The following is a 26700-nucleotide window of genomic DNA, read 5'->3' on the forward strand; positions in this document are numbered from 1 at the left end:
CGTATGACCGCTACGAGAAAGTCGCCTCATGAGCATCGCACTGACCGCCCCACTCCCCACGTCCGACGCGTTGCGCACCCGCGTCCGTGAATCGCTCGCTGCCGTCGGCGCCTCTGTCGAACTCGGCGAACCGGGTGCACACGGTCTGCCCGCGAGCACCCCGATCACCGGGGATGTGCTGTTCTCGATCCCGTCGTCCACGGTTGCGCAGACCGATGAAGCGATTGCTGCTGCAGCACATGCTTTTTCGGCGTGGCGGACGACGCCCGCCCCGGTGCGCGGCGCGTTGGTGGCCCGGCTCGGTCAGCTGCTCGTCGAGCACAAGGCCGATCTCGCCGCCCTCGTGACCGTCGAGGCGGGCAAGATCACCTCCGAGGCGCTCGGCGAAGTGCAGGAGATGATCGACATCTGCGAGTTCGCCGTCGGTTTGTCGCGGCAGCTCTACGGGCGAACGATCGCGTCGGAGCGGCCCGGCCATCGGCTGATGGAGACGTGGCACCCGCTGGGCGTCGTCGGTGTCATCACCGCCTTCAATTTCCCGGTCGCGGTATGGGCGTGGAACACCGCCGTGGCTCTGGTGTGTGGGGACACGGTGGTGTGGAAGCCGTCGGAGCTGACACCGCTGACCGCCGTGGCCTGCCAGGCGCTGATCGAACGAGCCTGCGCCGATGTCGGTGCGCCGGTGGACGTCTCGCAGCTGGTGCTCGGTGAGCGTGAAGTCGGCGAGAAGCTGGTCGACGATCCGCGGGTGGCGCTGGTCTCGGCGACAGGGTCCGTACGGATGGGACGCGAAGTGGGGCCGCGGGTGGCTGCCCGTTTCGGCCGGTCGCTGCTGGAGCTCGGCGGCAACAACGGCGCGATCGTGACGCCCGCGGCCGACCTCGACCTCGCGGTGCGGGGCATCGTGTTCTCCGCAGCCGGGACAGCCGGTCAGCGCTGCACCACGCTGCGTCGACTGCTCGTGCATTCCTCGGTGGCCGACGAGGTGGTGTCGCGGATCGAGGCGGCATACCGCCAGCTGCCGGTCGGCGATCCTTTCGCCGAGGGCACCCTGGTGGGTCCGCTGATCCATGAGCGGTCATACCGGGACATGGTCGGGGCGCTGCAGCAAGCCGAAGCCGAAGGTGGTTCCGTGACGGGCGGCCAGCGTGTCGATGTCGGGGACGACGCCGGTGCGGATGCGTTCTACGTGACGCCTGCCGTGGTGCGGATGCCTGCGCAGACAGCGGTAGTGCACGAGGAGACGTTCGCGCCCATTCTCTACGTGATGACGTACGAGACATTGGACGAGGCCATCGCTCTCAACAATGCAGTGCCTCAGGGTCTTTCGTCGTCAATCTTCACTCTCGACGTCCGCGAGGCCGAACGGTTCCTGGCTGCCGACGGGTCGGACTGCGGTATCGCCAACGTCAACATCGGCACGTCGGGCGCCGAGATCGGCGGGGCCTTCGGCGGCGAGAAGGAAACCGGCGGCGGCCGCGAGTCGGGGTCGGATGCGTGGAAGGCCTACATGCGGCGCGCGACCAACACGGTGAACTACAGTTCCGAGCTGCCGCTGGCCCAGGGCGTGCACTTCGGCTGACGTGCGAGCGCCTTGCCCCGTGCCCTTGCACCGCGAGCGCGCGTGTCTGCCCGCCGACACACCGCACCCCGCGTACATTTGCGCGCGCTCACGGCTCAGAATCAGGGCATGGAGTTAGCAGGTAAGACAGCCGTCGTCACCGGTGGAGCCTCAGGGATCGGAGCGGCACTGGCCGCCGAGCTCGCGGCCAACGATGTCAGCGTCGTGGTGGGCGATCTCGACGAGGCGGGTGCCCATGCCACGGCCGCCTCGATCCGCGACTCGGGTGGGGCCGCCGCGGCTCTCCGCGCCGATGCGTCCGACAGCGCCGACATCGAAGCCCTGATCTCCCTCGCCGGGCAGGAATTCTCCCCCGTCGACATCTACATAGCCAACGCGGGCGTCATCGGAAAGCCCGGTCTGGGAACCGAATCCGACTGGGACGTGATCCTCGACGTCAATCTGCGCGCCCACATCCGGGCGGCGCGGCTACTGGTGCCGCAATGGCAGGCGCTGGGCTCTGGGTACTTCGTGTCGGTCGCCTCGGCGGCCGGGTTGCTGACTCAACTGGGAGCCGCGGGGTACGCGGTGAGCAAGCACGCGGCGGTCGGCTTCGCCGAGTGGCTCGCGATCACCTACGGCGACGATGGCATCGGGGTCAGTTGCGTGTGTCCGCTCGGGGTCGAAACGCCGCTGCTGCAGACGATTCGCGATATTGACGACCCGGATGTGAAGCTCGGAGCGTCGTCCATCGAGCATTCTGCGGGTGTGATCAGCGCAGCCGACGTGGCGACGGTGACTGTCGACGCGATACGGGCGGACCGATTCATGGTGTTGCCGCATGCAGAGCTGCTCGAGATGTACCGGCACAAGGGCGGTGACTACGACCGCTGGGTCAGCGGGATGCGCCGGTATCAGCGGACATTGCGGGCTCCGTGAGCGCCGACGAACGTGCGCTCTTGTACGGGTAGGGCGGCGTGTCCACGTGCAGACACGCGCGCTCGCGGTGCGATGCGAGACGGGCGCGCTCGCGGTGCGGTGCGAGACGGGCGCTAGCGCTGGACCAGCGTGAGGTAAAAGTCCTTGGGCAGCAGGGTCAATCGCTGCGCGACCTGTAGTCGGTAGTCTGGATCGGCGACCAGCTCGTAGCGCCGCAGCAAAACGGCAAGCAGCAGCACGGCCTCGTGCAGCGCGAACTGCCGACCGATGCATGAGCGCGGACCGGTGCCGAAGGGCCTGTACAGATCAGCGGGCCGGGCCCTGACCCGCTCGGGTTCGAAGCGGTCCGGATCGAACGCGTCGGGATCGTCGCCCCATCGCGGGTCGCGGTGCAGCGCGCTCAACAGCGTCAGCACCCAGTCCCCCTTGCGCATCGGGTGCACGCCTGCGAGCACGGTGTCCTCGCGCGCCGCCCGGTAGTAACCCGGCACCGTCGGCTGCAGGCGCAACGCTTCGTCGAACACCCGCCGCACGTACCGCAGTTTGGCGATCAGCTCGAAGTCCGGACGCGCATCGTGACCCCAAACCTCGGCAACCTCGGCGCGCACCTTCTCGGCGGCATCAGGATGCTGGGAAAGAAAATAGAGAGCGAAAGACAGTGCACCCGAGGTTGTTTCATGACCGGCGACCAGAAAGTTGATCAACTGGAAGCGAATGTTGGCCCGGTCCAGGTCGGATGCCAACATCAGCTCCAGAAGGTCGTCGTGGCGGCCCAGACCCTCCCGCACCCGTTCGGCGATGATCTCGTCGGCGAGGGCATGCATCTGCGCGGCGTGATCGCGGACCGGCCGTTCGGCACGGCGCGCGAAGTACTTCGGCAGGAACGTCTCTCGCAGCACTCCTACTTTGTCCGACCCTTTCAACCCCGCGACCATGTGTTCGACGAATGGATGCACCTCTTCAGACGCAAAGCAGCCGAACGGGTAACCGGCGGCACACCGCCCGATCGTCTCCAGCGTCACCCGGGTGGTGTCGGCCGAGACGTCGACGACCTCGCCGGTGGCGGCCCGCTCGTCCCACCGCGCAACCAGTTCGTCGGCGACGTCGAACATGATCGAGTGATAGCGCCGCATGGCTTGCCGGCTGAACGCCGGCATCAGCACGTCATGTGCCCGTTGCCAATTGGGTTCCTCGTTGTAAGCGGTGAAGAGTCCGTCGCCGCCCAACAACCGAAGTGCGTCGATGTCGGGACCGACGTGCTTGCAGAAGCGACTTTCATCGTTGACCTCAGCCACCGCGTCGGCACCTGCGGCGACCACGTATCGTGCTCCCAGGAAACGAAATTCGAAGACGGAGCCGAGGACGGCGAGATCTTCCGACCCCTGGGTGAGGATGTCGGGGCTGATGCCTAGGACGTCGCCGATGACAGGGACGCGGCGCGGCGGGTGCGGTAGGTCAGGGAACGACCGCCGGTCGTCGACGATGGCCATGTGCCCAGCCTCCGCCGCTGTTATACATGTGTCAAGTAGTATCGGAGCATGGCTGAATCACGGCGCAGGCTCTCGCCCGACGATCGCCGCAACGAATTGCTGGCCCTCGGCGCCGAGGTGTTCGGGCAGCGGCCGTACGACGAGGTGCGGATCGACGAGATCGCCGAGCGCGCAGGGGTGTCCCGCGCTCTGATGTACCACTACTTCCCCGACAAGCGGGCCTTCTTCGCCGCTGTCGTGCGCGCCGAAGGTGAGCGCCTGTTCGAGGCGACCAACACCCCGCCCCAGCCCGGACAGACACTGTTCGGTCAGGTGCGCGCCGGCGTGCTGGCCTACCTGCAGTACGACGAACACCATCCGCACGGGGCGTGGGCGGCCTACATGGGGATGGGGCGGGCTGATCCGGTCTTGCGCGGCATCGAAGACATCGACAACGACCGTCAGGCCAACCGCATCATCGACCGGATCATCGGTGCGGTCGGCGGCATCGACCACAAAGTGGAACGCGACCTACGCGCGACCGTCTACGGCTGGCTGGCGTTCACCTTCGAGATGTGCCGCCAGCGGCTGATCGACTCGTCTCTGGATGCCGACTTCATCGCCGACCTGTGTGCGCACGGCCTGATGGACGCGGTCGGACGGGTGCAAGGAATCCCCTCGGCGCTCGCCGAGGCCGTCACCCCGGAAGCGCGCTGAGTCACTCCTGCAGGTGGCCGCAGCGGTGCCGGAGCTCGACAAGCGGCTGCCGAATGCCACGCAATTCGGCCGCCACCGCCGGGTTGGCGTCTATGTACGCCGAAACCGCGGCCTTTTTCTCGTCCGGATTCTTGTCGAACAGCGAGCTGAAGAACGCGTTGACCGGCGGATGGGTGAACAGATAGGCCGACGTGGCGGCGCTGACACCAGTCGCGATGCCCGCCAGGTCGGCCGCCGTGCAATTCGGCACAGGCTGCGCCTGCGCGGGAGCGGCGAGTAGAACTCCGGCAGCACCAAGGGTTGCGGCCACGAGGCATCGAGGACGGAGGGAACGCACAACAAGATCGTAGGCGCCTCCGGCGGCAGGGGTTCCGGAAATCGATCGTGGGCCTGGTGACAGATTTGCTGAAAGCAGTAACCGATAATCGATGCCGGGGTAGCGTCCGATTCGCCTGGGGTCAGGCCACTTCGGCTGTCCCTAGCAGCCACGCCGCCGGCGTGACCCCAGGCCTTGGCGTCTGCGGCGGGCGATCGACACATCGCCGGCACGTACCCGGTTGCCGCACTGGTCGCATAGACGACGATCGGCGGGACCGCATCGCAGGTCGTCAGATCGCCGCCTTTACAGAGTGGCTGATTTCGGCCCGGTGACTCACACGGAGCCGATTTGTCGGTGGCGGAGGGCACCATGGACCCATGCCCACCGCCACGGATCCGTTGTCGCGGTTCAGCGCGTTGACGCGCGAGTGGTTCGCAGGCACCTTCGTCGAGCCGACCCCGGCACAAGCCCAGGCATGGAAAGCCATCGCCGATGGCGAGAACACACTGGTCATCGCCCCGACGGGATCCGGGAAGACGCTGGCGGCCTTCCTATGGGCTATCGACGGGCTGGCTCGCGAGCCGCAAGGCAAGCGGGGTACGCGCGTCCTCTACGTCTCCCCGCTCAAGGCGCTCGCCGTCGACGTCGAACGAAATCTCCGCACCCCGCTGACAGGCATCTCGCGTATCGCCGAGCGCACCGGAGAGAGCCCGCCGGCGATCAGCGTCGGCGTTCGCTCGGGCGATACCACCGCCAGCAAGCGCCGCGAGCTCATCACCAAACCGCCCGACATCTTGATCACCACGCCCGAGTCGCTGTTCCTGATGCTGACGTCCGCGGCTCGCGAGACGTTGGCCGATGTCGAGACCGTGATCGTCGACGAGGTGCACGCCGTCGCAGGCACCAAGCGGGGCGCGCACCTGGCGGTGTCGCTGGAACGGCTCGACGCGATGCTCGACAAGCCCGCGCAGCGCATCGGCCTGTCGGCGACCGTGCGCCCTGCCGAAGAGGTGGCGCGGTTTCTGTCGGGCGCCTCGCCGACGACGATCGTGGCGCCGCCCGCGGCGAAGACGTTCGACCTTACGGTCCAGGTTCCGGTGCCAGACATGGCAAATCTCGAAGACAACTCGATCTGGCCGGACGTCGAGGAACGCATCGTCGATCTGGTCGAGGCCCACAATTCGTCGATCGTGTTCACGAACTCGCGTCGCCTCGCAGAACGCCTGACCTCGCGGCTCAACGAGATCCACGCCGAACGCGCCGGTATCGAACTCGGCGCCCACAACCCGGGCGTGGCCGGCGGGGCGCCGGCCCACATCATGGGCAGCGGCCAGACCTACGGCGCCGAACCGGTGCTCGCGCGAGCCCACCACGGTTCGGTCAGCAAGGAGGCCCGTGCCGACGTCGAGGATGCCCTCAAGAGCGGACGCCTCAAAGCCGTGGTCGCCACGTCGAGCCTCGAGCTCGGCATCGACATGGGCTCTGTCGATCTGGTGATCCAGGTCGAGACTCCGCCGTCGGTCGCCAGCGGGTTGCAGCGCGTCGGCCGCGCCGGGCACCAGGTCGGTGAGATCAGCCAAGGTGTGCTGTTCCCGAAACACCGGACCGACCTGATCGGGTGCGCCGTCAGCGTGCAGCGCATGCTGGCCGGGCAGATCGAGACGATGCGGGTGCCCACCAATCCGCTCGACGTGCTCGCCCAGCACACCGTGGCGGCGGCCGCTCTCGAGCCGATCAGCGCCGACGCATGGTTCGACACCGTGCGGCGCAGCGCACCCTTCGCGACGCTGCCGCGCAGCGCCTATGAGGCGACGCTGGACCTACTGTCGGGGAAGTATCCGTCGACGGAGTTCGCCGAGTTGCGGCCTCGCATCGTCTACGACCGCGACACCGGGACCCTGACGTCACGGCCCGGTGCGCAGCGGCTGGCGGTCACCTCCGGCGGCGCGATCCCCGACCGCGGCCTGTTCACCGTGTTCCTGGCCTCCAGCGCCGACTCCGAGAAGCCTTCTCGGGTGGGCGAACTCGACGAGGAAATGGTCTACGAGTCCCGCCCGGGCGACGTCATCTCCCTGGGTGCGACGAGCTGGCGCATCACCGAGATCACCCACGACCGGGTGCTGGTCATCCCTGCGCCCGGGGAGCCGGCGAGGCTTCCGTTCTGGCGCGGCGACGGGGTCGGCCGGCCCGCCGAACTGGGTGCGGCCATCGGCGCCTTCAACGGGGAGCTGGCCCGGCTGGACCGTCCGGCATTCGAATCCCGCTGCAAGGATGTCGGATTCGATGATTTCGCGACCGATAACCTGTGGCAGCTGATCGACGAACAACGCGCCGCGACGTCGGCAGTGCCGTCGGACACGACGCTGATCGTCGAACGCTTCCGCGATGAACTGGGTGACTGGCGGGTGATTCTGCACTCCCCCTACGGGTTACGGGTGCATGGGCCACTGGCGCTGGCCGTCGGCAAGCGGCTCTACGAGCGCTACGGCATCGACGAGAAACCGACGGCGTCCGACGACGGGATCATCGTGCGGCTGCCCGACACCGACGACGCGGCGCCGGGCGCTGACATCTTCGTGTTCGACGCCGACGAGATCGAGCCGCTGGTCACCACGGAGGTCAGCAGCTCGTCGCTCTTCGCATCCCGATTCCGCGAATGTGCTGCGCGGGCGCTCCTGCTGCCGCGCCGCCACCCCGGCAAGCGGTCACCTCTGTGGCATCAGCGTCAGCGGGCAGCACAGCTCCTCGACGTCGCGCGCAATTACCCCGACTTCCCCATCGTTTTGGAAGCCGTCCGCGAGTGTCTGCAGGACGTCTACGACGTGCCGACGTTGACAGCGCTGATGGGCCGCATCGCGCAGCGGCGTGTCCGCATTCTGGAAGTGGAGACCCAGACGCCGTCTCCGTTCGCGGCGTCGCTGCTGTTCGGCTACGTCGGCGCGTTCATGTACGAGGGCGACAGTCCACTCGCCGAACGGCGGGCTGCGGCACTGGCCTTGGACCCGACCCTGTTGGCGGAGTTGCTCGGTCGCGTCGAACTGCGGGAGCTTCTCGACGCCGACGTCATCGCGACCACGACGCGCCAGCTCCAGCACCTCACGCCGGAACGATTGGTTCGCGACGCCGAGGGCACCGCTGACCTGCTGCGGTTGCTCGGGCCGTTGACCGTCGAGGAGATCGCCGAACGCTGTGTCCAGCCGGAGATCGGCGGCTGGCTCGAAGGTCTGCTGACCGCCAAGCGCGTCGTCACCGTCTCCTATGCGGGCAAGACGTGGTGGGCGGCCGTCGAGGACATCGGACGTCTTCGCGACGGCGTCGGCGTGGCTGTTCCCGTCGGCGTCCCGATGGCGTTCCTTGAGCCCATCGTGGATCCGCTGGGCGAGCTGCTGTCGCGGTACGCGAGGACGCGCGGTCCGTTCACGACCGCAGACGCGGCATCCCGCTTCGGACTGGGATTGCGGGTGGCGGGCGACGTGTTGGGCCGGTTGGCCGCGGATCGGAAGCTGGTCCGCGGCGAATTCAGCGACGTGCCGGCAGATTCCGGTGGAGTCGAGCAGTGGTGTGACGCCGAGGTGCTGCGCATCCTGCGACGACGCTCGCTGGCCGCTCTGCGTGCACAGATCGAACCCGTCAGCACCGCCGCGTTCGGGCGGTTCCTCCCCGCGTGGCAGATGCTCGGCACCGATTCGGTGTCCGGTGTGGACGGGCTGGCCGCGGTGATCGACCAACTGGCGGGCGTGCCCATGCCGGCGTCGGCGATCGAGCCGCTGATCTTCGGACAACGCGTCCGCGACTACCAACCGGGCATGCTCGACGAACTGCTGGCCTCCGGCGAGGTGCTGTGGTCCGGATCGGGCGCGCTGTCGGCGGCCGACGGATGGGTGTCCTTCCATCCCGCCGACACCGCGCCGCTGTCGCTGGCCGAGCCGGGCGAGCTGGAGATGACCGATGTCCACCATCAGATCCTGGCAGCACTGTCGGGCGGCGGCGCGTACTTCTTCCGGCAGTTGACTGTCGACGGAGTATCCGCAGAATCTCTGAAAGAGGCTCTGTGGCAGTTGATCTGGGCCGGCCATGTCGGGGGCGACACGTTCGCTCCGGTGAGGGCGTTACTGGCCGGCACGAAGGGTCCGGGCTCCAGGCGTGCCGCGGCGCCGTCGCATCGGCATCGGCGGGCTCCGCGATTGAGCCGCTACAGCCTCAGCACGTCGAGTCTCAGCGCGCATCGCGATTCCGACCCCACCGTGGCGGGACGGTGGTCGGCACTGCCCGTCGCGGACGTCGATTCCACCGTGCGGGCGCACTACCAGGCCGACCAACTTTTGGCGCGCCACGGCGTGCTGACCAAAGGTGCGGTGGCCAGTGAAAACATCGCGGGCGGGTTCGCATCGATGTACAAGGTGCTGACGACCATGGAGGACGCCGGACGCTGCCAGCGAGGCTATTTCGTCGAGTCCCTCGGCGGTGCGCAGTTCGCGACGGCCAGTACGGTCGATCGGCTTCGCAGCCACGCGGACAGCATCGACGACAAGCAGCAGAGCCTGCGCGCGGTCGCACTCGCGGCCACCGATCCCGCCAACCCGTACGGCGCGGCACTGCCCTGGCCGAGCCGGGAAACCGAGGGCGACACCGCGCATCGCCCGGGCCGCAAAGCGGGAGCGCTCGTCGTTCTCGTCGACGGCGAGCTGGCGTGGTTCGTCGAAAGGGGAGGTCGGTCGCTGCTGAGCTTCGGCACCGGCCAGGAGACGGCGAACGCCGCAGCCGCGGCATTGGCCGAATTGGTCACTCGGCGGCGGGTCCCGGCGTTGCTGGTGGAACGTGTCGACGGCGTTCCGGTGCTGGAGGCGCGGGACTCTCCCGTAGTTGAGGCGCTGACGACGGCGGGCTTCTCCCGCACACCGCGCGGGCTGCGGCTGCGCTGATGCCCGAAGGTGACACCGTCTTCCGCGCCGCAGCCAAATTGCGGGAAGCCCTGGAGGGCAAGGAACTGACCCGGTGCGACGTCCGGGTGCCCCGCTACGCAGCAGTGGACCTGTCCGGTCAGGTCGTCGACGAAGTGCTCAGCCGCGGTAAACACCTCTTCATCCGGGTGGGTGCGGCCAGCATCCACTCACACCTGAAAATGGACGGCGCGTGGGTGATCGGCCGGGTTCGACAGCCGGCATACAAGATCCGAATCGTGTTGGAAACGGCTGATTCTCGGGCTTCGGGTATCGATCTTGGGGTGTTGGAGGTTCTGGACCGCACGACCGACATGGACGCCGTCGCGCACCTGGGTCCGGACCTGCTCGGACCCGACTGGTCGGCAGAAACCGCCGCGGCCAACCTGGTCGCCGACCCCGATCGTCCTCTGGCCGAGGCGCTGCTCGATCAACGGGTGATGGCAGGCGTCGGCAATGTCTTCGCCAACGAGATCTGTTTCGTGTTCGGGCTGCTGCCCGGCACCGCGGTCAAAGAGGTCGCAGACCCGGTGCGGCTCGCGAGCCGGGCGCAGCAGATGGTGTGGCTCAACCGGTTACGTATCAACCGCACCACCACCGGAAACACCCGACCCGGCCAGGACGTGTGGGTGTACGGCAGAGACGGCCGGCCCTGCCGCCGATGCGGCACCTCGATCAAGACCGACAAGGACACCGAGCGGGTCACCTACTGGTGCCCCAACTGCCAGCGCTGAACTCGTCCCGCCGGAATTGCCAAGCGTTACAGCGGTCGGCACGGAGTCGCTCGCCTAAAAAACCTTACGTTCGTCGACGGCCGCGCTGAATCGCCGCGTGAGTCATGGTGGCTGGGCCGAAATTGCATCAGAGCAGGAAATGTGCGACTGATGACCTGCTGGAATGCAATTCCGGCGGGAGCGACCGCTAGACGGTGCAGTCGACGCCCGCCACATCGCGGGCGATCACGCACGCCGACGGGTTCGACAGCTTCCAGGTCCCGTCCTGGTCGACCCAGTAGATGTTGTGGGTCTTGGTGCCGAAAATCGGGATGGTGACGGCGATCTGCGCGTCCAGCTGGTCACCGTTGAGCACTGGGTTCTGCACCTGCCAGTTGACCATGCCACCGTAGGTGTTCAACCGGTTCGCGATGTTGTCTGCGGTCGGCACGGCGGCATCTCCGCCTGCCAGCTTCGACGCGCGGACCTCGGTCGGCGTTCCGGTGTTCAGCACCTGCCGCAGTTCAGATGTCAGCTCCCCCGCAGACGGCACCGCGGGCTGCGCCCACGCGACACCCATTCCACTCAGGGCTCCCGCCGCCAACACCGACACCGCCGCAATCGCAGCACGCATGAACGCTTCCTTCCGCAAAGATGACCCGACCCTCGCACACCTCACCACGGTAGAAGCAGGTCCACAAGACCTACGTCCTTCGCCCGTAGCTGTCGAAACGGTGTTCACGCCTGCGCGTGAACACCGTTTCGACAACGGATCAGAACGGCAGCGCGTACTTGACGATCTTGCGGACCACCGTCGCAAACTGCCGCGGCAGCGGGCCGGTGTTGTAGGGCACTCCGTAGCGTTCGCAGATCTCGCGGACCTTCGGCGCAATCTCCGCGTGCCGGAACGCCGGGATGTCCGGGAACAGGTGATGCTCGATCTGGAACGACAGGTTGCCGCTGAGGATGTGGAACAGCTTCCCGCCGGTCAGGTTGGCCGAGCCGAGAATCTGGCGGAAGTACCACTGCCCGCGCGTCTCGGCCTTCGTCTCTTCGATCGAGAATTCCTGAACGTCCTCGGGGAAGTGACCGCAGAAGATGATCATGTACGACCACACGTTGCGCATCAGGTTCGCGGTCAGGTTCCCCGCGAACACCCACGGCGCGAAAGGACCGGCCAGCAGCGGAAACGCCACGTAGTCCTTGAGCGTCTGACGCTTGGTCTTCGCCCAGATCTCGCTCAGAATCTCCCGCTTGTCGGTCAGCGTGATCTCGCCGGCGGCGATCTTCTCACTCTCCAGCTCGTGCAGCGCCACCCCGTACTGGAACAACACCATCAGCAGGAACGCGTACACCGGGTTGCCGAGATAGTACGGCCGCCACTTCTGATCCGAGCTCATCCGGAGGATGCCGTAGCCGATATCCCGGTCCAGCCCGACGATGTTGGTGTACGTGTGGTGCATGTAGTTGTGCGAGTGCCGCCACTGGTCGGCCGGGCACGCGGTGTCCCATTCGAAGCCGCGGCTGGAGATCGCCGGGTCGCCCATCCAGTCGTACTGGCCGTGCATAACGTTGTGGCCGATCTCCATGTTGTCGATGATCTTCGACAGACCGAGCATCGCGGTGCCCGCAAGCCAGAACGGCGGGAAGATGCCGCCGAACAACAACGCCCGGCCGCCGATCTCAAGTCCGCGCTGCGCCTTGATCATTCGCCGGATGTAGGTGGCGTCGCGCTCACCCAGGTCGGCGATGACGCTTTCCTTGAGTTCGTCGAGCTCCCGACCGAACGCCTCGGCCTGCTCGGGAGTCAGGGTGACGGTTTTGCCCGCCACCGTCTTGGTGATGAACCGCGCCTGCGCGGACGTATCGGAAATGGTGGTGTCGGTGTCCAGAACTTCAGTCATGATTCCTACCTCTAGGTGACAGTTCGGCTTACAGGTCGATGACGACGTCGCCGACGGGGGCGGAGACGCAGATCTGCACGTCTTCCTCCTCCGTCGACGAGACCGCACCGGTGATGACATTGCGCACGGCGCCGCTGGTCTTGCGTCGAGTGCACGAGAAGCAGATCCCCATGCGGCATCCGCTCTCCGGGGTCAGACCCGCGTTCTCGGCCTGGTTGAGAATGGGCTGGCCGTCGTCGACGACGTCGATGCCGGCCCCGGTGAAACTCACGTTCCCACCGGAAGATTCGGTGATCGTGAACTCCGGCGGCACGAAGCTCTCGGATTCGGTGTGGGGAAACACCTCGCGCACCGCGTCGACGAGCGCAGGCGGTCCGCACGCGTACACCGCGTCGGGCTCGGCCATGGCGGTGGGCGCTGCGACGAACCGGCCGTCGAGATCGGAGCCGGCCGTATCCCGCGTGTATCCGTGCAGCACCGTGACGTTCGGCATCGCGTCGGCGATCTCGGTCAGTTCTGCGCGATAGCACGCCTCGTCCGCGGACCGGGCGTAGTGGATGAACACCACCTCGCCCGCATGCCGCCTGGACCGAAGGGTGCGCAACATCGACATGACCGGGGTGATGCCACTTCCACCGGAGACGAACAGGATCTTGCCGTCCGGACGGTCGGGAAGCGTGAAGTCACCGCCTACCGAGTCGAGGCCGACAACCATGCCACGGCGCGCGTGCTCGTACAGGTAGTTCGAGACCAGTCCGCCGTCGTGCCGACCGACGGTCAGCTCGATGTAGCGGTCATCTTCGCCGTTGGCCGGCGAATACGGACGGGTCCGACGGCGACCGTCGATGTCGACGGAGACGTTGATGTGCTGACCCGCGCGAAAGCCGGTGAAGGCCCGGTTGGGTGCCAGCGTCAGGGTCACGCTTCGCGGCGTCGAGCGCCGCACCCCGACAACCCGGGCGCGGCCCTGTCCGCGCGTCCAGGTGGGGTCGACCAGCTCGGTGTAGCGGTCGACACCGTGCGGACCGGTCAGGAGGTCCAGCAGGGCGGACCGCTTAACCCGCTTGGTCAAAGTTTCGGTGAACATGTGTACACCGTGCGCGCCCGCCGCTGGTCACGTCAAGGGATCGCTGCAGCTTGTGGTAGGTTTCACATAGTGAACAGTCGTACGCCCAGCTCACGATCGGAGCATTCCAGCCGCTCCCGGTCGAGAGAGAAGAGCAGGGACACCCTGTCGCGGGAGGAACGCAAAGAGGCCACCCGCCGCGCGATCGTCGCCGCCGCGCTGCACCTTCTCGCCGAGCGAAGCTTCAGTGCGCTGAGCCTGCGCGAGGTCACGCGGGAGGCCGGGATCGTCCCGGCCGCCTTCTACCGCCACTTCGAGTCGATGGAGGCACTCGGCCTCGTCCTCATCGACGAATCCTTTCGCGCATTGCGCGACATGCTGCGCGGCGCCCGCGCGGGCAAGCTCGATCCGAACCGCGTCATCGAGTCATCGGTCGACATCCTCATCGACGGGGTGCAGCAGCGTCGCGAGCACTGGCGGTTCATCGGCCGGGAACGCTCGACCGGAGTCACAGTGCTGCGATACGCCATCCGCACCGAAATCCGTTTGATCACTTCTGAGTTGGCGATCGACCTGGCGCGCTTCCCGAATCTGAACACGTGGACCAGCGAAGACCTCAACATCCTGGCCAGCGTCTTCGTCAACTCGATGATCGTGATCGCCGAGTCACTGGAAGATGCCACCGACCCGGCCAGTATCGAGGAGATCCGACGTGTCGCGGTCAAACAACTCCGGATGATCACCGTCGGCGTGGCGGGATGGCGCAGCAGTTAACGTGACGGGATGTCGTCCACACTCGAAGTGACACTTCCCCGGCCAGAAATCGCCGTCCTCACTCTGAACAGGCCCGACAAGCTCAACGCGCTGTCCTACGAACTGGTCGAAGAATTGCACGATGCGCTCGACGCGGCCGGAAACGACAACACCGTGCGCGTTGTGGTTCTGACCGGCGCGGGACGAGGCTTCTGCTCGGGTCTGGACCTGAGCGCCCCGAATCCCGATGAGGCCGGCGGCGGAACCGAGTTCCCGCGGTCGGGAATGCGCTGGCAGGAGCGCATCGCCGATCTCACCGCGAAGATCCACCGGTTACGTCAGCCGGTGATCGCCGCCGTCAACGGTGTCGCTTACGGCGGCGGTCTCGGTATCGCCGCGGCATGCGATATCCGCGTCGCATCGCCGTCTGCGCGATTCTGCACCCAGTTCATCAAGCTCGGACTGGGCGGGTGCGACATCGGCGTCAGCTATACGCTGCCGCGAATCGTGGGCGCGGGAACCGCATTCGACCTCATCCTGACAGCGCGTGCGATCGACGCCGACGAGGCGTTACGGCTCGGACTGGTTTCGCGCGTAACGGATGCACCCGTCGACGAAGCGCTGTCGATTGCCGAAACACTGTGCGGCTACGGCAAGTTCGGAGTCGAGTCGACGAAGCAGGTGCTGTGGGCCAACCTCGAAGCATCGAGTCTCGAAGCGGCACTACACCTGGAGAACCGCAGCCAGATCCTGGCCTCGACGAGCGGCGAGATGCGCGAAGCGGCCTCGAAGGTGCTGCGCAAGGCCTAATCCAGCGCAACACCCAGTTCGCCCGCGAGCACGCGGATCATATGCTGGACGCCGATTTCGTTGCGGCCGATCAGCATATGGTCGTGCTGGCCATGTCGCACGCCTTCACCGCACTGCGGGAGCATGACGAAATCTTCGTCACGCACCGCGGCGTGCACCTGGTCGTAGATCTGATCGTAGAAATTCCGCTGCGCGTCGTCGGTCGCCAGGTAGCGAGCCATCCAGCTGTGCCGCACCGTACATCGCGTCGGCTCCCCCGCAGGCAGGATGTCGATGATCTCCACGCCCACCGGACTGTTGGCCAGGATCAGGTTCGGATAGATCCAGTAGATGACCCCCATCCGCAGAACCGGGTCCCAGTCCCCGGTCGGACAGTCGTTGAGATCGGCAATGTTGTTGAACGGGAATCCGATTCGGTGGTGGCGTCCCCACTCGTCGTAGACGTGGGTGTTGGCCACGGTGTTCTGACCGATAACGCTCTGGCCGTGCACGAACGGAAAGTGATAGCCCTCTGCGAACGCTTCGAGTGCCCCTTTCCAGCTGGTCTGCGATTCGAATTCCCGCTGATCGTGGTACCCGAACTCGGCGTAGTTCCACTGCTCCAGCTCCGGGGCGAAATCACCCAGATGCGTGTCCAGGTCGATGCCGACTCCCGCTGTCAACACCGCCCAGACGAAGCCGAAGCGCTCCTCGTTGGGGAGCTCGACCAGCCCGTAGGAGTCGCGATCCAGACCGGTGAATCCTGCCTGCCCGGGTACCCGCACCAGCTTGCCCGCGGTGTCGTAATTCCATGCGTGATAGGGACATACGAAGCGGCGCGTGTTGCCGCTGCCGCAGGCGGGCATGGCGCCGCGGTGCCGGCAGTAGTTGAGGAACACGTGCGCCCGGCCAGACGCGTCACGGGTTACCAGCAGCGAATCACCGAGAACCGATCGGACCACATAGTCGTGATTGTTCGGGATCTGCGCGCTCGGCACGATCGCGAGCGGCGTGCGGCGCAGGATCGACGACTCCTCGATCTCGGTGATCTTGGGATCGCGGTAGTAGTGCAGCGGCACCCGAAGCACCGCCTCCGCCATGTCGGTGGTCTTTCCGTTGACCAGAGCAAGGCCACGCTCGGTCAACGTCCGGTCGATCGCCATGACGCCACCATACACATGTAGTAAGTCGTATGGTCAAAATGTCAGCGCGGCGTGCCTCCGCCGTCGACCATGATGACCTGCCCGGTCATGTAGCTGCCGGCATCGGAGGTCAACAGCAGTGCGGCACCGACCATTTCGTCTGCCGACGCCAACCGGCCGAGCAGGGTGCCGCCCACCATGCCGTCGATGGCCTCCTTGGGGTTCTTCCGCATCATGTCGGTGTCGACGGGTCCGGGCGCCAGGGCGTTGACGCGGATGCCGTGGTGTACGAACTCGGCAGCCATCGACCGGGTGAATGACATCATCGCCGCCTTCATGGAGGCGTAGATCGACAGGGCCGGGGCGAAGATGAACGCCCCGATCGAGACCATGTTCAAGACGGCAGCATGCTCGCTGGCCTTCAGATGCGGAAGCGCTTCCTGAACCAGGATGACGGGCCCGCGCAGGTTGACCTCGAAAGACTTGGTCAACGCGTCGACGGTGATGTCTCCCAACGGCATCGCGAGCGGATTCGCCGCGTTGTTGACGACGACGTCCACACCACCGAATTCGGAGACGGTGGTCTCCACGAGCGCGCCAAGGTCCTCGACCTCGCCCAGGTGCGTCGGCACCCCGATGGCCTGGCCGCCCAGCCCTCGTAGATGTTGCGCGGCCTGTTCGCAGGCGTCTGCCTTGCGGCTCGCGACCACGACGCGGGCGCCGGCCAGGACGTACCCCTCCGCCAGCGCCAGTCCGATCCCGCGAGTGCCCCCGGTGACGATGACGGTGCGGTCCGTCATGTCGAAAAGCTTGTCGAACGAGGAACGGTCCATCAGATGCACCCGCTGACGTTGATTCGGCGCCCGACGTCAGCACAGACACTCACATTGGGCGCGGGCGGGACGTACACCGGCGGAGGTGGCGGTGGCGGAGGCGGCGGCGGCGCGCTGGTCGGGGAGCCCGGCGGTGGCGGCGGCGGTGGCGGTGGCGGCGGGTAGTCGAGGACATCGTTGAGCTCGGACAGCGGATCCGCGCACCCGGTGACGTCGACATGCACGCCGCCCACCGACCCGCAGACCGCCGCTGAACCAACCGGGACGACGGTCAGGGATGCCCCTGCGAACGCCATCACCGCCACACCGAGCCAGCTCTTGTGCACGGCCACTCCTCTGGTTTCCGACGACCGGCGCCGCCGACATCATCGTGATTGTGGCAGTCGTTGTGTTTTTCCGAGGTTCAACGCGCACAACGCGGCGGCACGGCCACCTTCGGCCCTCTGCATGTTTCCTATGCGTCCGAGCTTTGCCGCGCCTGCTCTGGCGCGACCGGAATTCGAGCGTTTGCACAGCAAAAGTGGGATTTCGCAATGCGGCCTGGGCGCATTCGATCCGTAGCCGATTCTGCATTTGCGCGCAAATGCTCCATACGACCGACTTGCGGACGCTTGCCCTAGTCAGGGCAAGATTGACGACTGTGATGAATTAGCCAGCGAACTATTTGCGGATGCAGTAGATTTCCCTCTGTGCGGTGTCGGGGCCGCGCAGGCACGGAAACGGAATGTCGCTGAACTTCCGGCGTGCGCTCAGATCGCGATCATGCGCGATCGACCGAGGGGAGTCGCGATCTGAGCGCACACTACGTGCCGGCCAAGGTTCGCTCGCTGCTGAACCTGCGGTGCACGCCGGTCAGGGGATCGTAAAATTCCAGCGACTGCGCCAGAAGCTCCAACGGCGCCGAGAAGTCCGCGGGATCGACTTCGACAACGCGGGGATACAGCGGGTCTCCGGTGATCGGCACGCCGAGTCGCGACATGTGCAGACGCAGTTGGTGAGTGCGACCGGTGCGCGGGGACAACCGGTATCGGCCGCCACCCAGATACTCGACGAACGTTTCGGCGTTCGGCTCGCCTGGCTCCTCGACTGCTTGTAAACAGCCTCGCCGCTTGACTATTCGGCTCTGAACGGTGATCGGGAATTCCTGCTCGCTGGCTGACGAGGAGTGGGCGAGATACGTCTTCGCCACTTCTCCGCGGGCAAACATGGTCTGATACGCGCCCCGGACCTCGCGGCGGGTGGTGAACAACAAGACGCCCGCGGTGAGCCGGTCGAGGCGGTGAGCCGGGCTCAGCTCAGGCAACTCCAGCTCGCGACGCAGCCGAACGAGCGCCGTCTCGGCGACGTGACGGCCGCGGGGCATGGTGGCGAGGAAATGCGGCTTGTCCACGACGACGACGTCATCGTCGCGGAACAGGATCGGTATGTCGAATGGCACCGGGACTTCGTCGGGCAGGTCACGGTAGAGGTACACCAGCGAATTCGGTTGCAGCACAGTAGCTGCGGTCACGACGCTACCGTCGGCGGTCACCACTTCTCCGTTGAGCACCTTCTCGGCGGCGTCCGCACCGAAACGATCCGCCAACTCGACGAGCACGGCTCCCCCGCGCAACCTCACCCGCGCCGGCCCGAGTCCGTCGCGCACGGGAAGCGGCGCGGGACGCCTCATGTCAGGGGCACTGGCTCAAGAATTTCCGCCCGGGCCTCAGGGGCCGCGGCACGCAAGGCATCGGCGGACGCGTCGTCGGGCTGGGTCTGCGATCGGACCTCGGCCTCGACTCGGGCCTGATACGTCTTAACTTCGCGGTCGACGTCCTCAGCACTCCAACCCAAAATGGGCGCAACGACTTCGGCGACCTCGCGGGCACAGTCGACACCGCGATGCGGGTACTCGATGGAGATCCGCATACGCCTGGCGAGGATGTCTTCGAGGTGCAGCGCGCCCTCGGCGGCGGCAGCGTAGGCGGCTTCGACCTTCAGATACACCGGCGCGTCGGTGATGGGCCCGAGCAGTTCGGGCTTGTCGTCGGCAAGCTTGAGCACCTCGCCGATCAGAGACCCGTACCGGTCCAGCAGGTGGCGCACCCGATACGGATGCAATCCGTAATGCGAACCGACACTGCCGGTTTGATTCACCAGCGCGAAGTATCCGTCGGCGCCCATCAGAGGGACCTTCTCGGTGATCGACGGTGCCACGCGCGTCGGGATGAACTCGGCAGCAGCATCGATGGCGTCCTCGGCCATCACGCGGTAGGTGGTGTACTTGCCGCCTGCGATGGCGACCAGGCCGGGCGAGGGCACCGCCACCGCATGTTCCCGCGACAGCTTCGAGGTCTCTTCGCTTTCTCCGGCCAGCAGCGGCCGCAACCCGGCGTAGACCCCGTCGATGTCGTCGTGGGTCAGCGGGGTGGCCAGCACTTTGTTGACGTGGCCGAGGATGTAGTCGATGTCGGCCTTCGTCGCGGCCGGGTGCGCGAGGTCGAGGTTCCAGTCGGTGTCGGTGGTCCCGATGATCCAGTGCGTGCCCCACGGAATGACGAACAGCACCGACTTCTCGGTGCGCAGGATGATGGCGACCTCGCTGACGACGCGGTCGCGGGGCACCACGATGTGCACACCCTTGGACGCTCGGACACGGAAACGGCCGCGCTGCTTGGACAACGCCTGGATCTCGTCGGTCCAGACTCCGGTGGCGTTGACGACCACGTGGCCGGACACCTCGGTGACCTCGCCGTCCTCGGAGTCACGCACCCGTACGCCGGTGACGCGATCCCCCTCGCGGAGCAGGGCGACGACCTGCGTCGAGGTGCGCACGACGGCGCCGTAGTGCGCCGCCGTCCGCGCGACCGTCATCGTGTGACGAGCGTCGTCGACGACGGTGTCGTAGTAGCGGATTCCACCGACAAGGGAAGAACGCTTCAGGCCGGGTGAGAGCCGCAGAGCCCCGGAACGCGTCAGATGTTTCTGCGCCGGAACCGATTTGGCGCCGCCCAGCTGGTCGTAGAGAAAGATGCCGGCCGCGATGTAGGGCCGCTCCCACCAGCGGTTGGTGAGCGGGAACAGGAACGGCAGCGGTTTGACCAGATGCGGCGCGAGCGTCGTCAACGACAGTTCACGCTCGTGCAGTGCTTCACGCACCAGACCGAACTCCAGCTGCTCCAGATAGCGCAGACCGCCGTGGAACATCTTGCTGCTGCGGCTCGACGTGCCCGACGCGAAGTCCCGCGCCTCGACCAGCGCCACTTTCAGGCCGCGGGTCGCAGCGTCGAGCGCAGCGCCGGCGCCGACGATCCCGCCGCCGATGACGATGACGTCGAATTGTTCGTTGCCGAGCCGCTGCCACGCATCTCGTCGCTGGTCGGGGCTCAGGAATGTCTGCCCGTTGCCCGGAGCATTCCCCGTCGGTTCGCTCGCCGCAGCTGCTGGGATCGGGTCACTCACGCTGGACGACTCCTCGGTTACTCGTCAGTACGCGTTGTCGAACCCCAGGCTAGTCGGATGACGATCAAGCGGCGAGGAACGAGCCGCGTTGAGGAGTCCGACCATGGATTCAGTCGGATGACGATCAAGCGGCGAGGAACGAGGGTCTAGTCGAGATCGTCGTGCGCCATCAGGCGGCGCGCGGCCTCCACGATCGAACCCGACAGCGACGGATACACCGACAGAGTCTGCGCCAGATCGGTCACCGACAGATTGTTCTGCACCGCCAACGCGATCGGCAGGATCAGCTCGGAGGCGATCGGCGCCACCACGACACCGCCGATCACCACCCCCGTCGCAGGCCGGCAGAAGATCTTGACGAAGCCGTGCTGCAACAAGGACATCTTCGCGCGGGCGTTGGTACTCAGCGGCAACATCAGGGTGCGGGCGGGCACGCTCCCGTCGTCGATCGCGGACTGCGGGATCCCGACCGCGCCGATCTCGGGTCGCGTGAACGTGGCCGCCGCGACGGTGCGCAGCCGGATCGGCGACACCCCTTCGCCGAGCGCGTGATACATCGCGATGCGGCCCTGCATGGCGGCCACCGAGGCCAGCGGAAGCAGACCCGTGCAGTCGCCGGCGGCGTAGATGCCGGGGGCCGGGGTCCGCGAGACCCGGTCGACGGGGATGTAGCCGCCGGACTTGAGTTCGATGCCGACGCGTTCCAGACCCAGACCCGAGGTGTTGGGCACTGAACCGACCGTCATCAGGGCGTGGCTGCCTTCGATGACGCGCCCGTCGGCGATGGCGACCTTGACGCCTGTGTCGGTGCGGGTCACCGAATCTGCGCGCGCGTTCTTGACCAGCGTCACGCCGCGCTGTTCGAAGACCTGTTCAAGGACCGCGGCGGCGTCGGAGTCTTCGTGCGGCAGGATCTGGTCGCGGCTGGCCACGACCGTCACCGTCACGCCCAGCTCGGTGTAGGCGTTGCAGAACTCGGCGCCGGTCACGCCGGATCCCACGATGATGAGGTGCGTGGGCAGTTCGCCGAGTTCGTAGAGCTGACGCCAGGTGAGGATGCGCTCCCCGTCGGGTACCGCGTTGGGCAGCACGCGAGGCTGCGCGCCGGTGGCGATGAGCACGACGTCGGCCTTGAGCACACCGACCTTGCCGTCGGAGGTGGTGACCTTCACGCGGTGGTGAGCCATGCCTGCGACGTCGTCGACCAGTTCGCCCCGACCGCCGATGATCGTCACGCCCTGGTTGAGCAGCTGGCTGCCAATGTCGGCCGACTGCGACGCCGCCAGCGTCTTGGCGCGGTTGTTGATCTTCGGCAGCTCGATCTTGGCGGCTTCGATGTCGATGTCGAAGCCCATGCCCCCGGCGCGGCGCAGCTCGGTGCGCACACCCGTCGAGGCGATCAGCGTCTTCGACGGCACGCAGTCGTAGAGGACGCAGGCACCCCCGAGCCCGTCTTCGTCGATGACGGTCACTTGCGTGACATCGCGACCCCGAGCGGCGGCCACCAACGCCGCTTCGTAGCCCGCCGGTCCTCCGCCGATGATCACGATGCGCGTTACCACGGTTCCAACCTAGGCCACCGAGGTAACGATGGTTGGCAGCCGTCGCTACACAATGCGTTTAAGCTTCTCGCGTGCCGATCTACGCCGCCTACGGATCGAATATGCATCCCGAGCAGATGCTTGAACGGGCTCCGCATTCTCCGATGGCCGGGACGGGCTGGCTCCACGGGTGGCGCCTGACGTTCGGTGGTGCCGACATCGCGTGGGAAGGTGCGCTCGCCACGATTGTCGAGGACCCGACGTCGAAAGTGTTCGTCGTGCTCTATGACGTGACGAAGGAAGACGAGGAGAACCTCGACCGCTGGGAGGGCTCCGAGCTCGGGTTCCACAAGAAGATCCGCTGCCGGGTGGAGCGGACGTCGTCGGACACCGACACCGATCCGGTGTTGGCGTGGCTGTACGTGCTCGACGCGTGGGAGGGCGGGATTCCGTCAGCGCGGTATCTCGGCGTGATGGCCGATGCCGCCGAAATCGCCGGGGCTCCAGCAGAATACGTGCACGACCTGCGCACGCGCCCGGCCGGAAACGTCGGCCCCGGATCCTAGGGGTCGCCTCGGCACCGCGAGCGCGCGTGTCTGCACAGCGGCGCGCCGCAACTTCTGGCATTTCGCGCGCGTTCACGCTGCGCGAGCGCGACGTAATTGCTCACCGATGCGCGCGGCCATCGCCCATCCGCCATCCCTGAGGTCCTCGGACACGATCGGGACCACCGTCAGACCCACCGCCATCAGCGCGGCCTGACGCCGCCGATCGCGCTGCAGCGCCTCCGGTTCGGAGTGCCAATCGACGCCGTCGTACTCAGCGGCGACGCCCGCGTCGGGCCACACGAAGTCGAGCCGTCGCAGATCGCCGTTGCCGTCGACGACCTCGTACTGGAGTTCCGGGAGGGGCAGACCGCCGTCGATCATGGCCATCCGTGCCGCGCTCTCCCCCGGCGATTCCGCACGGGCATCGGCCAACGGCAACAGGTTGCGCACCGCGACGATGCCGCGGCGACCTTTCTGTTCGAGGGCCGCACGCCACAGGTCGGGACGCGTACACGTGCCACTGCGCAGCGCCGCATCGAGTGTCGCCAGCGCGCGGGGGCGGCGCAGGCTGCGCGCCACCTCCACGGCGGTCCACGCCGGTGAGGTTGCGCGTCGGCCGTCGACCGTCACCAGTGGCGCGCCGTCGCGACGGTGGACGACGAGCCCGTCCGCATCGCGCAGCGCGCATCCCGGCGGATTGAGCACGTGCAATTCCGGCGGTTGCTCCGTGTCGAATCCGTACAGCGCGGCCGCCGTGCCGAGACACACTGCGACGCGCCTGCCCGTCGACAAATCCAGCCCGCGCAACCGCACGTCGCGGTCTGGCTCGCCCGCGCAGTAGATGCCATGCCAGATACGGTCCAGCACACCCGTTTCCACGAGTTTCTCGAATCGCCGCCGGGGCAGGTGGTCGAGGATCTGCCCGCACGTCGCCACGCCGTCCTGGGCGTCGAAAAGGGCCTGCAGTTCGTCGTTCATGACGCCGATGCTCCGGCGCCAATGGTTCGACTAGCTAGGCGTGCGTGCGGATCTGGGGATGAACGAGCGGTTGTGCATAACTCGATCGAGGCGACGGCGCGCGAAATGCCAGCCGCCGCGGTGTGTCACTGTGCAGACACGCGCGCTCGCGGTGCGGGGCCGCCGCCACTGCCGCTGCCGCTGCCCCACGGAACCGGACGTGGGCGGGTGCGGACCTTCTGCGGCCACCAGAACCACCGGCCCAGCAGAGCCGCGATCGACGGCGTCATGAACGACCGGATCACCAGGGTGTCGAAGATCAGGCCCATACCGATCGTCGTGCCGACCTGTCCCACGATCGTCAGGTCGCTGATCGCCATCGTCATCATCGTCAGGGCGAACACCATGCCCGCCGCGGTGACCACCGATCCGCTGCCGCCCATCGTGCGGATCAGGCCAGTGTGCAGACCGGCGTGCACCTCTTCCTTGAGTCGCGACACGACCAGCAGATTGTAGTCCGCGCCGACGGCCAGCAGGATGATCACCGCCATCGGCAACACCATCCAGTGCAGCTCGATACCGATGAGGTGCTGCCAGACGAGCACCGACAGTCCGAACGACGCACCCAGCGACAGCACCACGGTGCCGACGATCACCGCGGCCGCCACGATCGCTCGGGTGAGGATCAGCATGATGATGAAAATCAACCCGATGGCGGCGATTCCGGCGATCAGCAGGTCGTACTGCGTGCCATCGGCCATGTCCTTGAACGTGGCCGCCGTGCCGCCGAGGTAGATCTTCGAACCCTCCAGCGGCGTGCCCTTGATCGCTTCCTTGGCCGCGTTCTTGAGGGCGTCGATCTTCTCGATGCCGTCGGGGCTGAGCGGATCACCCTCGTGGGCGATGATGAACCGCACGGCATGCCCGTTGGGCGAGATGAATTGCTCCATGCCGCTTTGGAAGTCCTTGTTCTGGAAGGCTTCCGGCGGCAAGTAGAAGGTATCGGCGTTCATGGCGTCGTTGAAGGCGTCGCCCATGTCGGTGGCGTCGCCGCCCATTTCGGCCGCCGCCTTGAGCTGCCCGCCCTGGGTCTGCTGCATCGTCAGCATCATGTCGCGCTGCGATTTCATCGATTCGATCTGGGACGGCATGAGTTTGATCAGCTCGGGCATGAGCGCTGCGAGCCGCTCCAGTTCGGGAACGAGGTCCTGGACGTTGTCGGTCAGCAGGTTCGTGCCGTCGATCAGGTCGAAGATCGACCGCATCGACCAGCAGACCGGGATGTTGTAGCAGTGCGGTTCCCAGTAGAAGTAGTTCCGGACGGGCCGCAGGAAATCGTCGAGATCGGCGATGTGGTCCCGCAATTCGGTGATGTCGGCGGCCATGGTCTTCGTCTTGGCCACCATGCTCGTGGTGATGTCCGACATCTGCCCCATCAGCGACATCATCTTGGTCATCGTCGCGATGGTGTTGTCCAACGATGCGGCCTGCACGGACATGTCGTCCATCCGGTCCAACATGTACTTCTCGTTGAGCTGCTGCGTACCGCTTTGGCGGCTCATGATGTACGGGATCGTGGTGCCCTCGATCGGCGTGCCGTCGGGACGGGTGATGGTCTGGACGCGGCCGATCCCCTCGACAGCGAACAGCGCCTTGGCGATCTTGTCGATGACGATGAAGTCGGCCGAATTGCGAAGATCCCGATCGGTTTCCACCATCAGCATCTCGGGATTCAGGCGCGCCGGCGAGAAGTGCCGCTCAGCGGCGGCATACCCGACATTGGACTGGATGTCGGCGGGCAGATAGTTGCGGTCGTTGTAGCTGGTCTGGTAGCCGGGCAGGGCGAGAAGGCCGATCAATGACACCGCCACGCTGGCCACCAGGATCGCGCCGGGCCAGCGCACCGTGGCCGCACCGATCTTGCGCCAGCCGCGAACACGCATGGCGCGCTTGGGTTCCAGCAACCCGAACCGGCTCGCCACGACCACCACTGCCGGTCCGAACGTCATCGCCACGCAGATCAGCACCAGCATGCCGAGCGCCAGCGGAACACCGAGGGTCTGGAAGTACGGCAGCCGGGTGAAGCTCAGGCAGAACGTGGCCCCGGCGATGGTCAGGCCGGACCCCACGATCACGTGCGCGTTGCCGCCGAACATCGTGTAGTACGCGTCTTCTCGCGACTGCCCGCTGCCCCTGGCCTCCTGATAGCGGCCAATCAGGAAGATGGCGTAGTCCACGGCGATCGCGATGGCCAGTGTGACGAGCAGGCTCGTCGCGAAGGTGGACAGGCCGATGATGTCGTGAAAACCGAGGAACGCCACCGCTCCACGAACCGTCATCAAGCTCAGCCCCACCATCACCAGGATCAGCAGCGTCGTGACGATGGAGCGGAAGAACAGCACCAGCATGATCGTGATGACGAGGAACGTCAGCGCCTCGACCATCCGCAGGCTCTCGGTGCCCGCGGTCTCCTGTTCGGCCGCCAGGACCGACGCGCCCGTGACATAGGCCTGCACCCCGGCGGGCGGCTGGCTGTCGGCCACCAACTGCTGGACGGCGGCCACGGATTCGTTGGCGAGCGCCTCCCCCTGGTTGCCCGCGAGATTGACCTGGAAATACATCGACCTGCCGTCGCCGCTCTGCGCACCGGCGGCGGTCAGCGGATCGCTCCACAGGTCTTGGACGTGCTCGACATGGACGGGGTCGGATTCGAGCGCTTCGATCAGCTTGGCGTAGTAGGCGCGTGCATCGTCGCCGAGCGGCTGCTCCCCTTCGAGGACGATCATCGCCGAGCTGCTCGACTCGTACTCTTCGAAGACCTCGCCGATGCGTTCCATCGAGATGACGGCCGGTGCCTCGTCGGGGCTCATCGACACCGACCGCAGCTTGCCGACGGCCTCCAGCTGCGGCACGGAGACGTTGAGGAATGCGGCGACGGCAACCCAGATCAGGATGATGGGCACCGAGGCCCGGCGGATGAAGCGGGCGATGCCGTAGAAGTGCGGCGTGGCCCGATTCTCTTCGCGCAGGCGGCTCGTCGGCGGTGGTTGTTCTGTCGCCGAAGCCCC

Annotated in this window: 21 protein-coding genes; 8 read left to right on the plus strand and 13 right to left on the minus strand. The window is 66.4% G+C overall.

The window, feature by feature from the left end:
* Window positions 1-28 precede the first annotated feature (28 nt).
* Window positions 29-1582, plus strand: a complete 1554-nt coding sequence (gene amaB / locus ACAG24_RS07265) for an L-piperidine-6-carboxylate dehydrogenase (RefSeq protein ID WP_370472471.1) — start codon at window positions 29-31, stop codon at window positions 1580-1582.
* 108 nt (window positions 1583-1690) lie between these two features.
* Complete coding sequence (locus ACAG24_RS07270) at window positions 1691-2500, plus strand: SDR family NAD(P)-dependent oxidoreductase (RefSeq protein ID WP_370472470.1); 810 nt, start codon at window positions 1691-1693, stop codon at window positions 2498-2500.
* A gap of 113 nt (window positions 2501-2613) precedes the next feature.
* On the opposite strand, the gene ACAG24_RS07275 is transcribed toward ACAG24_RS07270, so the two are convergent.
* On the minus strand, window positions 2614-3990 hold the full coding sequence (locus ACAG24_RS07275) for a cytochrome P450 (protein ID WP_370472469.1): 1377 nt from the start codon (window positions 3988-3990) through the stop codon (window positions 2614-2616).
* A 48-nt stretch (window positions 3991-4038) separates the two neighbouring features.
* Here ACAG24_RS07275 and ACAG24_RS07280 point away from each other — a divergent pair, with 48 nt between their 5' ends.
* Window positions 4039-4686 carry a TetR/AcrR family transcriptional regulator gene (locus ACAG24_RS07280; RefSeq protein ID WP_370472468.1) on the plus strand — a complete coding sequence of 216 codons (648 nt, stop codon included), beginning with the start codon at window positions 4039-4041 and terminating at the stop codon, window positions 4684-4686.
* Between the two features lies 1 nt (window position 4687).
* On the opposite strand, the gene ACAG24_RS07285 is transcribed toward ACAG24_RS07280, so the two are convergent.
* The gene (locus ACAG24_RS07285) at window positions 4688-4996 is read right to left on the minus strand and encodes a heme-binding protein (RefSeq protein WP_370472467.1); all 309 of its coding nucleotides are present in this window, start codon (window positions 4994-4996) and stop codon (window positions 4688-4690) included.
* Between the two features lie 386 nt (window positions 4997-5382).
* Between ACAG24_RS07285 and ACAG24_RS07290 the strand changes: the two genes are divergently transcribed.
* Both ACAG24_RS07290 and nei2 read left to right on the plus strand, forming a co-directional pair.
* Entirely contained in the window at window positions 5383-9927 is a 4545-nt protein-coding gene (locus ACAG24_RS07290) for an ATP-dependent helicase (protein ID WP_370472466.1), read from the plus strand.
* Window positions 9927-10679 carry an endonuclease VIII Nei2 gene (gene nei2, locus ACAG24_RS07295; protein ID WP_370472465.1) on the plus strand — a complete coding sequence of 251 codons (753 nt, stop codon included), beginning with the start codon at window positions 9927-9929 and terminating at the stop codon, window positions 10677-10679. Before ACAG24_RS07290 ends, nei2 begins: the two co-directional genes overlap by 1 nt.
* Window positions 10680-10866: 187 nt before the next feature.
* Here nei2 and ACAG24_RS07300 read toward each other — a convergent pair whose 3' ends face one another.
* The 3 genes from ACAG24_RS07300 to ACAG24_RS07310 form a co-directional block, all read right to left on the minus strand.
* Window positions 10867-11292, minus strand: a complete 426-nt coding sequence (locus ACAG24_RS07300) for an MTB12 C-terminal domain-containing protein (protein ID WP_370472464.1) — start codon at window positions 11290-11292, stop codon at window positions 10867-10869.
* Between the two features lie 139 nt (window positions 11293-11431).
* Window positions 11432-12562: a fatty acid desaturase family protein gene (locus tag ACAG24_RS07305; protein WP_370472463.1), complete on the minus strand. Its 1131-nt coding sequence runs from the start codon at window positions 12560-12562 to the stop codon at window positions 11432-11434.
* A gap of 28 nt (window positions 12563-12590) precedes the next feature.
* Window positions 12591-13649, minus strand: coding sequence for a ferredoxin reductase (locus tag ACAG24_RS07310; protein WP_370472462.1), 1059 nt, complete (start codon window positions 13647-13649; stop codon window positions 12591-12593).
* Window positions 13650-13718: 69 nt separating this feature from the next.
* Here ACAG24_RS07310 and ACAG24_RS07315 point away from each other — a divergent pair, with 69 nt between their 5' ends.
* Entirely contained in the window at window positions 13719-14402 is a 684-nt protein-coding gene (locus tag ACAG24_RS07315) for a TetR family transcriptional regulator (protein WP_370472461.1), read from the plus strand.
* Between the two features lie 9 nt (window positions 14403-14411).
* On the plus strand, window positions 14412-15191 hold the full coding sequence (locus tag ACAG24_RS07320; protein WP_370472460.1) for an enoyl-CoA hydratase/isomerase family protein: 780 nt from the start codon (window positions 14412-14414) through the stop codon (window positions 15189-15191).
* On the opposite strand, the gene ACAG24_RS07325 is transcribed toward ACAG24_RS07320, so the two are convergent.
* The 6 genes from ACAG24_RS07325 to ACAG24_RS07350 form a co-directional block, all read right to left on the minus strand.
* Complete coding sequence (locus ACAG24_RS07325; protein WP_370472459.1) at window positions 15188-16333, minus strand: aromatic ring-hydroxylating oxygenase subunit alpha; 1146 nt, start codon at window positions 16331-16333, stop codon at window positions 15188-15190. The genes ACAG24_RS07320 and ACAG24_RS07325 overlap by 4 nt on opposite strands.
* A 41-nt stretch (window positions 16334-16374) precedes the next feature.
* On the minus strand, window positions 16375-17145 hold the full coding sequence (locus ACAG24_RS07330) for an SDR family NAD(P)-dependent oxidoreductase (RefSeq protein WP_370472458.1): 771 nt from the start codon (window positions 17143-17145) through the stop codon (window positions 16375-16377).
* Complete coding sequence (locus tag ACAG24_RS07335; RefSeq protein WP_370472457.1) at window positions 17145-17471, minus strand: RNA-binding protein; 327 nt, start codon at window positions 17469-17471, stop codon at window positions 17145-17147. Before ACAG24_RS07335 ends, ACAG24_RS07330 begins: the two co-directional genes overlap by 1 nt.
* Before the next feature lie 476 nt (window positions 17472-17947).
* A complete protein-coding gene (locus ACAG24_RS07340) occupies window positions 17948-18814 on the minus strand; it encodes a pseudouridine synthase (RefSeq protein ID WP_370472456.1) in 867 nt (288 codons plus the stop codon).
* A complete protein-coding gene (gene glpD / locus ACAG24_RS07345; RefSeq protein ID WP_445206176.1) occupies window positions 18811-20586 on the minus strand; it encodes a glycerol-3-phosphate dehydrogenase in 1776 nt (591 codons plus the stop codon). The genes ACAG24_RS07340 and glpD overlap by 4 nt, the downstream gene beginning before the upstream one ends.
* Window positions 20587-20732: 146 nt before the next feature.
* A complete protein-coding gene (locus ACAG24_RS07350; RefSeq protein ID WP_370472455.1) occupies window positions 20733-22148 on the minus strand; it encodes an NAD(P)H-quinone dehydrogenase in 1416 nt (471 codons plus the stop codon).
* Between the two features lie 71 nt (window positions 22149-22219).
* On the opposite strand from ACAG24_RS07350, the gene ACAG24_RS07355 reads away from it, so the two are divergent.
* Window positions 22220-22693 carry a gamma-glutamylcyclotransferase family protein gene (locus ACAG24_RS07355; protein ID WP_024448930.1) on the plus strand — a complete coding sequence of 158 codons (474 nt, stop codon included), beginning with the start codon at window positions 22220-22222 and terminating at the stop codon, window positions 22691-22693.
* A 72-nt stretch (window positions 22694-22765) separates the two neighbouring features.
* On the opposite strand, the gene ACAG24_RS07360 is transcribed toward ACAG24_RS07355, so the two are convergent.
* Both ACAG24_RS07360 and ACAG24_RS07365 read right to left on the minus strand, forming a co-directional pair.
* A complete protein-coding gene (locus ACAG24_RS07360) occupies window positions 22766-23653 on the minus strand; it encodes a type IV toxin-antitoxin system AbiEi family antitoxin (RefSeq protein WP_370472454.1) in 888 nt (295 codons plus the stop codon).
* A gap of 125 nt (window positions 23654-23778) precedes the next feature.
* Window positions 23779-26661 carry an MMPL/RND family transporter gene (locus ACAG24_RS07365; protein ID WP_370472652.1) on the minus strand — a complete coding sequence of 961 codons (2883 nt, stop codon included), beginning with the start codon at window positions 26659-26661 and terminating at the stop codon, window positions 23779-23781.
* Window positions 26662-26700 lie beyond the last annotated feature (39 nt).

The organism is Mycobacterium bulgaricum (genome assembly GCF_041287165.2).
Lineage (GTDB): Bacteria > Actinomycetota > Actinomycetes > Mycobacteriales > Mycobacteriaceae > Mycobacterium > Mycobacterium bulgaricum.

Coding starts and splice junctions, on each gene's coding strand:
- amaB (WP_370472471.1), top strand. CDS start 29: ATGAGCATCGCACTGACCGCCCCACTCCCCACGTCCGACGCGTTGCGC.
- ACAG24_RS07360 (WP_370472454.1), bottom strand. CDS start 23,653: ATGAACGACGAACTGCAGGCCCTTTTCGACGCCCAGGACGGCGTGGCG.
- ACAG24_RS07320 (WP_370472460.1), top strand. CDS start 14,412: ATGTCGTCCACACTCGAAGTGACACTTCCCCGGCCAGAAATCGCCGTC.
- ACAG24_RS07340 (WP_370472456.1), bottom strand. CDS start 18,814: ATGAGGCGTCCCGCGCCGCTTCCCGTGCGCGACGGACTCGGGCCGGCG.
- ACAG24_RS07310 (WP_370472462.1), bottom strand. CDS start 13,649: ATGTTCACCGAAACTTTGACCAAGCGGGTTAAGCGGTCCGCCCTGCTG.
- ACAG24_RS07270 (WP_370472470.1), top strand. CDS start 1,691: ATGGAGTTAGCAGGTAAGACAGCCGTCGTCACCGGTGGAGCCTCAGGG.
- ACAG24_RS07275 (WP_370472469.1), bottom strand. CDS start 3,990: ATGGCCATCGTCGACGACCGGCGGTCGTTCCCTGACCTACCGCACCCG.
- ACAG24_RS07290 (WP_370472466.1), top strand. CDS start 5,383: ATGCCCACCGCCACGGATCCGTTGTCGCGGTTCAGCGCGTTGACGCGC.
- nei2 (WP_370472465.1), top strand. CDS start 9,927: ATGCCCGAAGGTGACACCGTCTTCCGCGCCGCAGCCAAATTGCGGGAA.
- ACAG24_RS07280 (WP_370472468.1), top strand. CDS start 4,039: ATGGCTGAATCACGGCGCAGGCTCTCGCCCGACGATCGCCGCAACGAA.
- ACAG24_RS07325 (WP_370472459.1), bottom strand. CDS start 16,333: ATGGCGATCGACCGGACGTTGACCGAGCGTGGCCTTGCTCTGGTCAAC.
- ACAG24_RS07300 (WP_370472464.1), bottom strand. CDS start 11,292: ATGCGTGCTGCGATTGCGGCGGTGTCGGTGTTGGCGGCGGGAGCCCTG.
- ACAG24_RS07330 (WP_370472458.1), bottom strand. CDS start 17,145: ATGGACCGTTCCTCGTTCGACAAGCTTTTCGACATGACGGACCGCACC.
- ACAG24_RS07305 (WP_370472463.1), bottom strand. CDS start 12,562: ATGACTGAAGTTCTGGACACCGACACCACCATTTCCGATACGTCCGCG.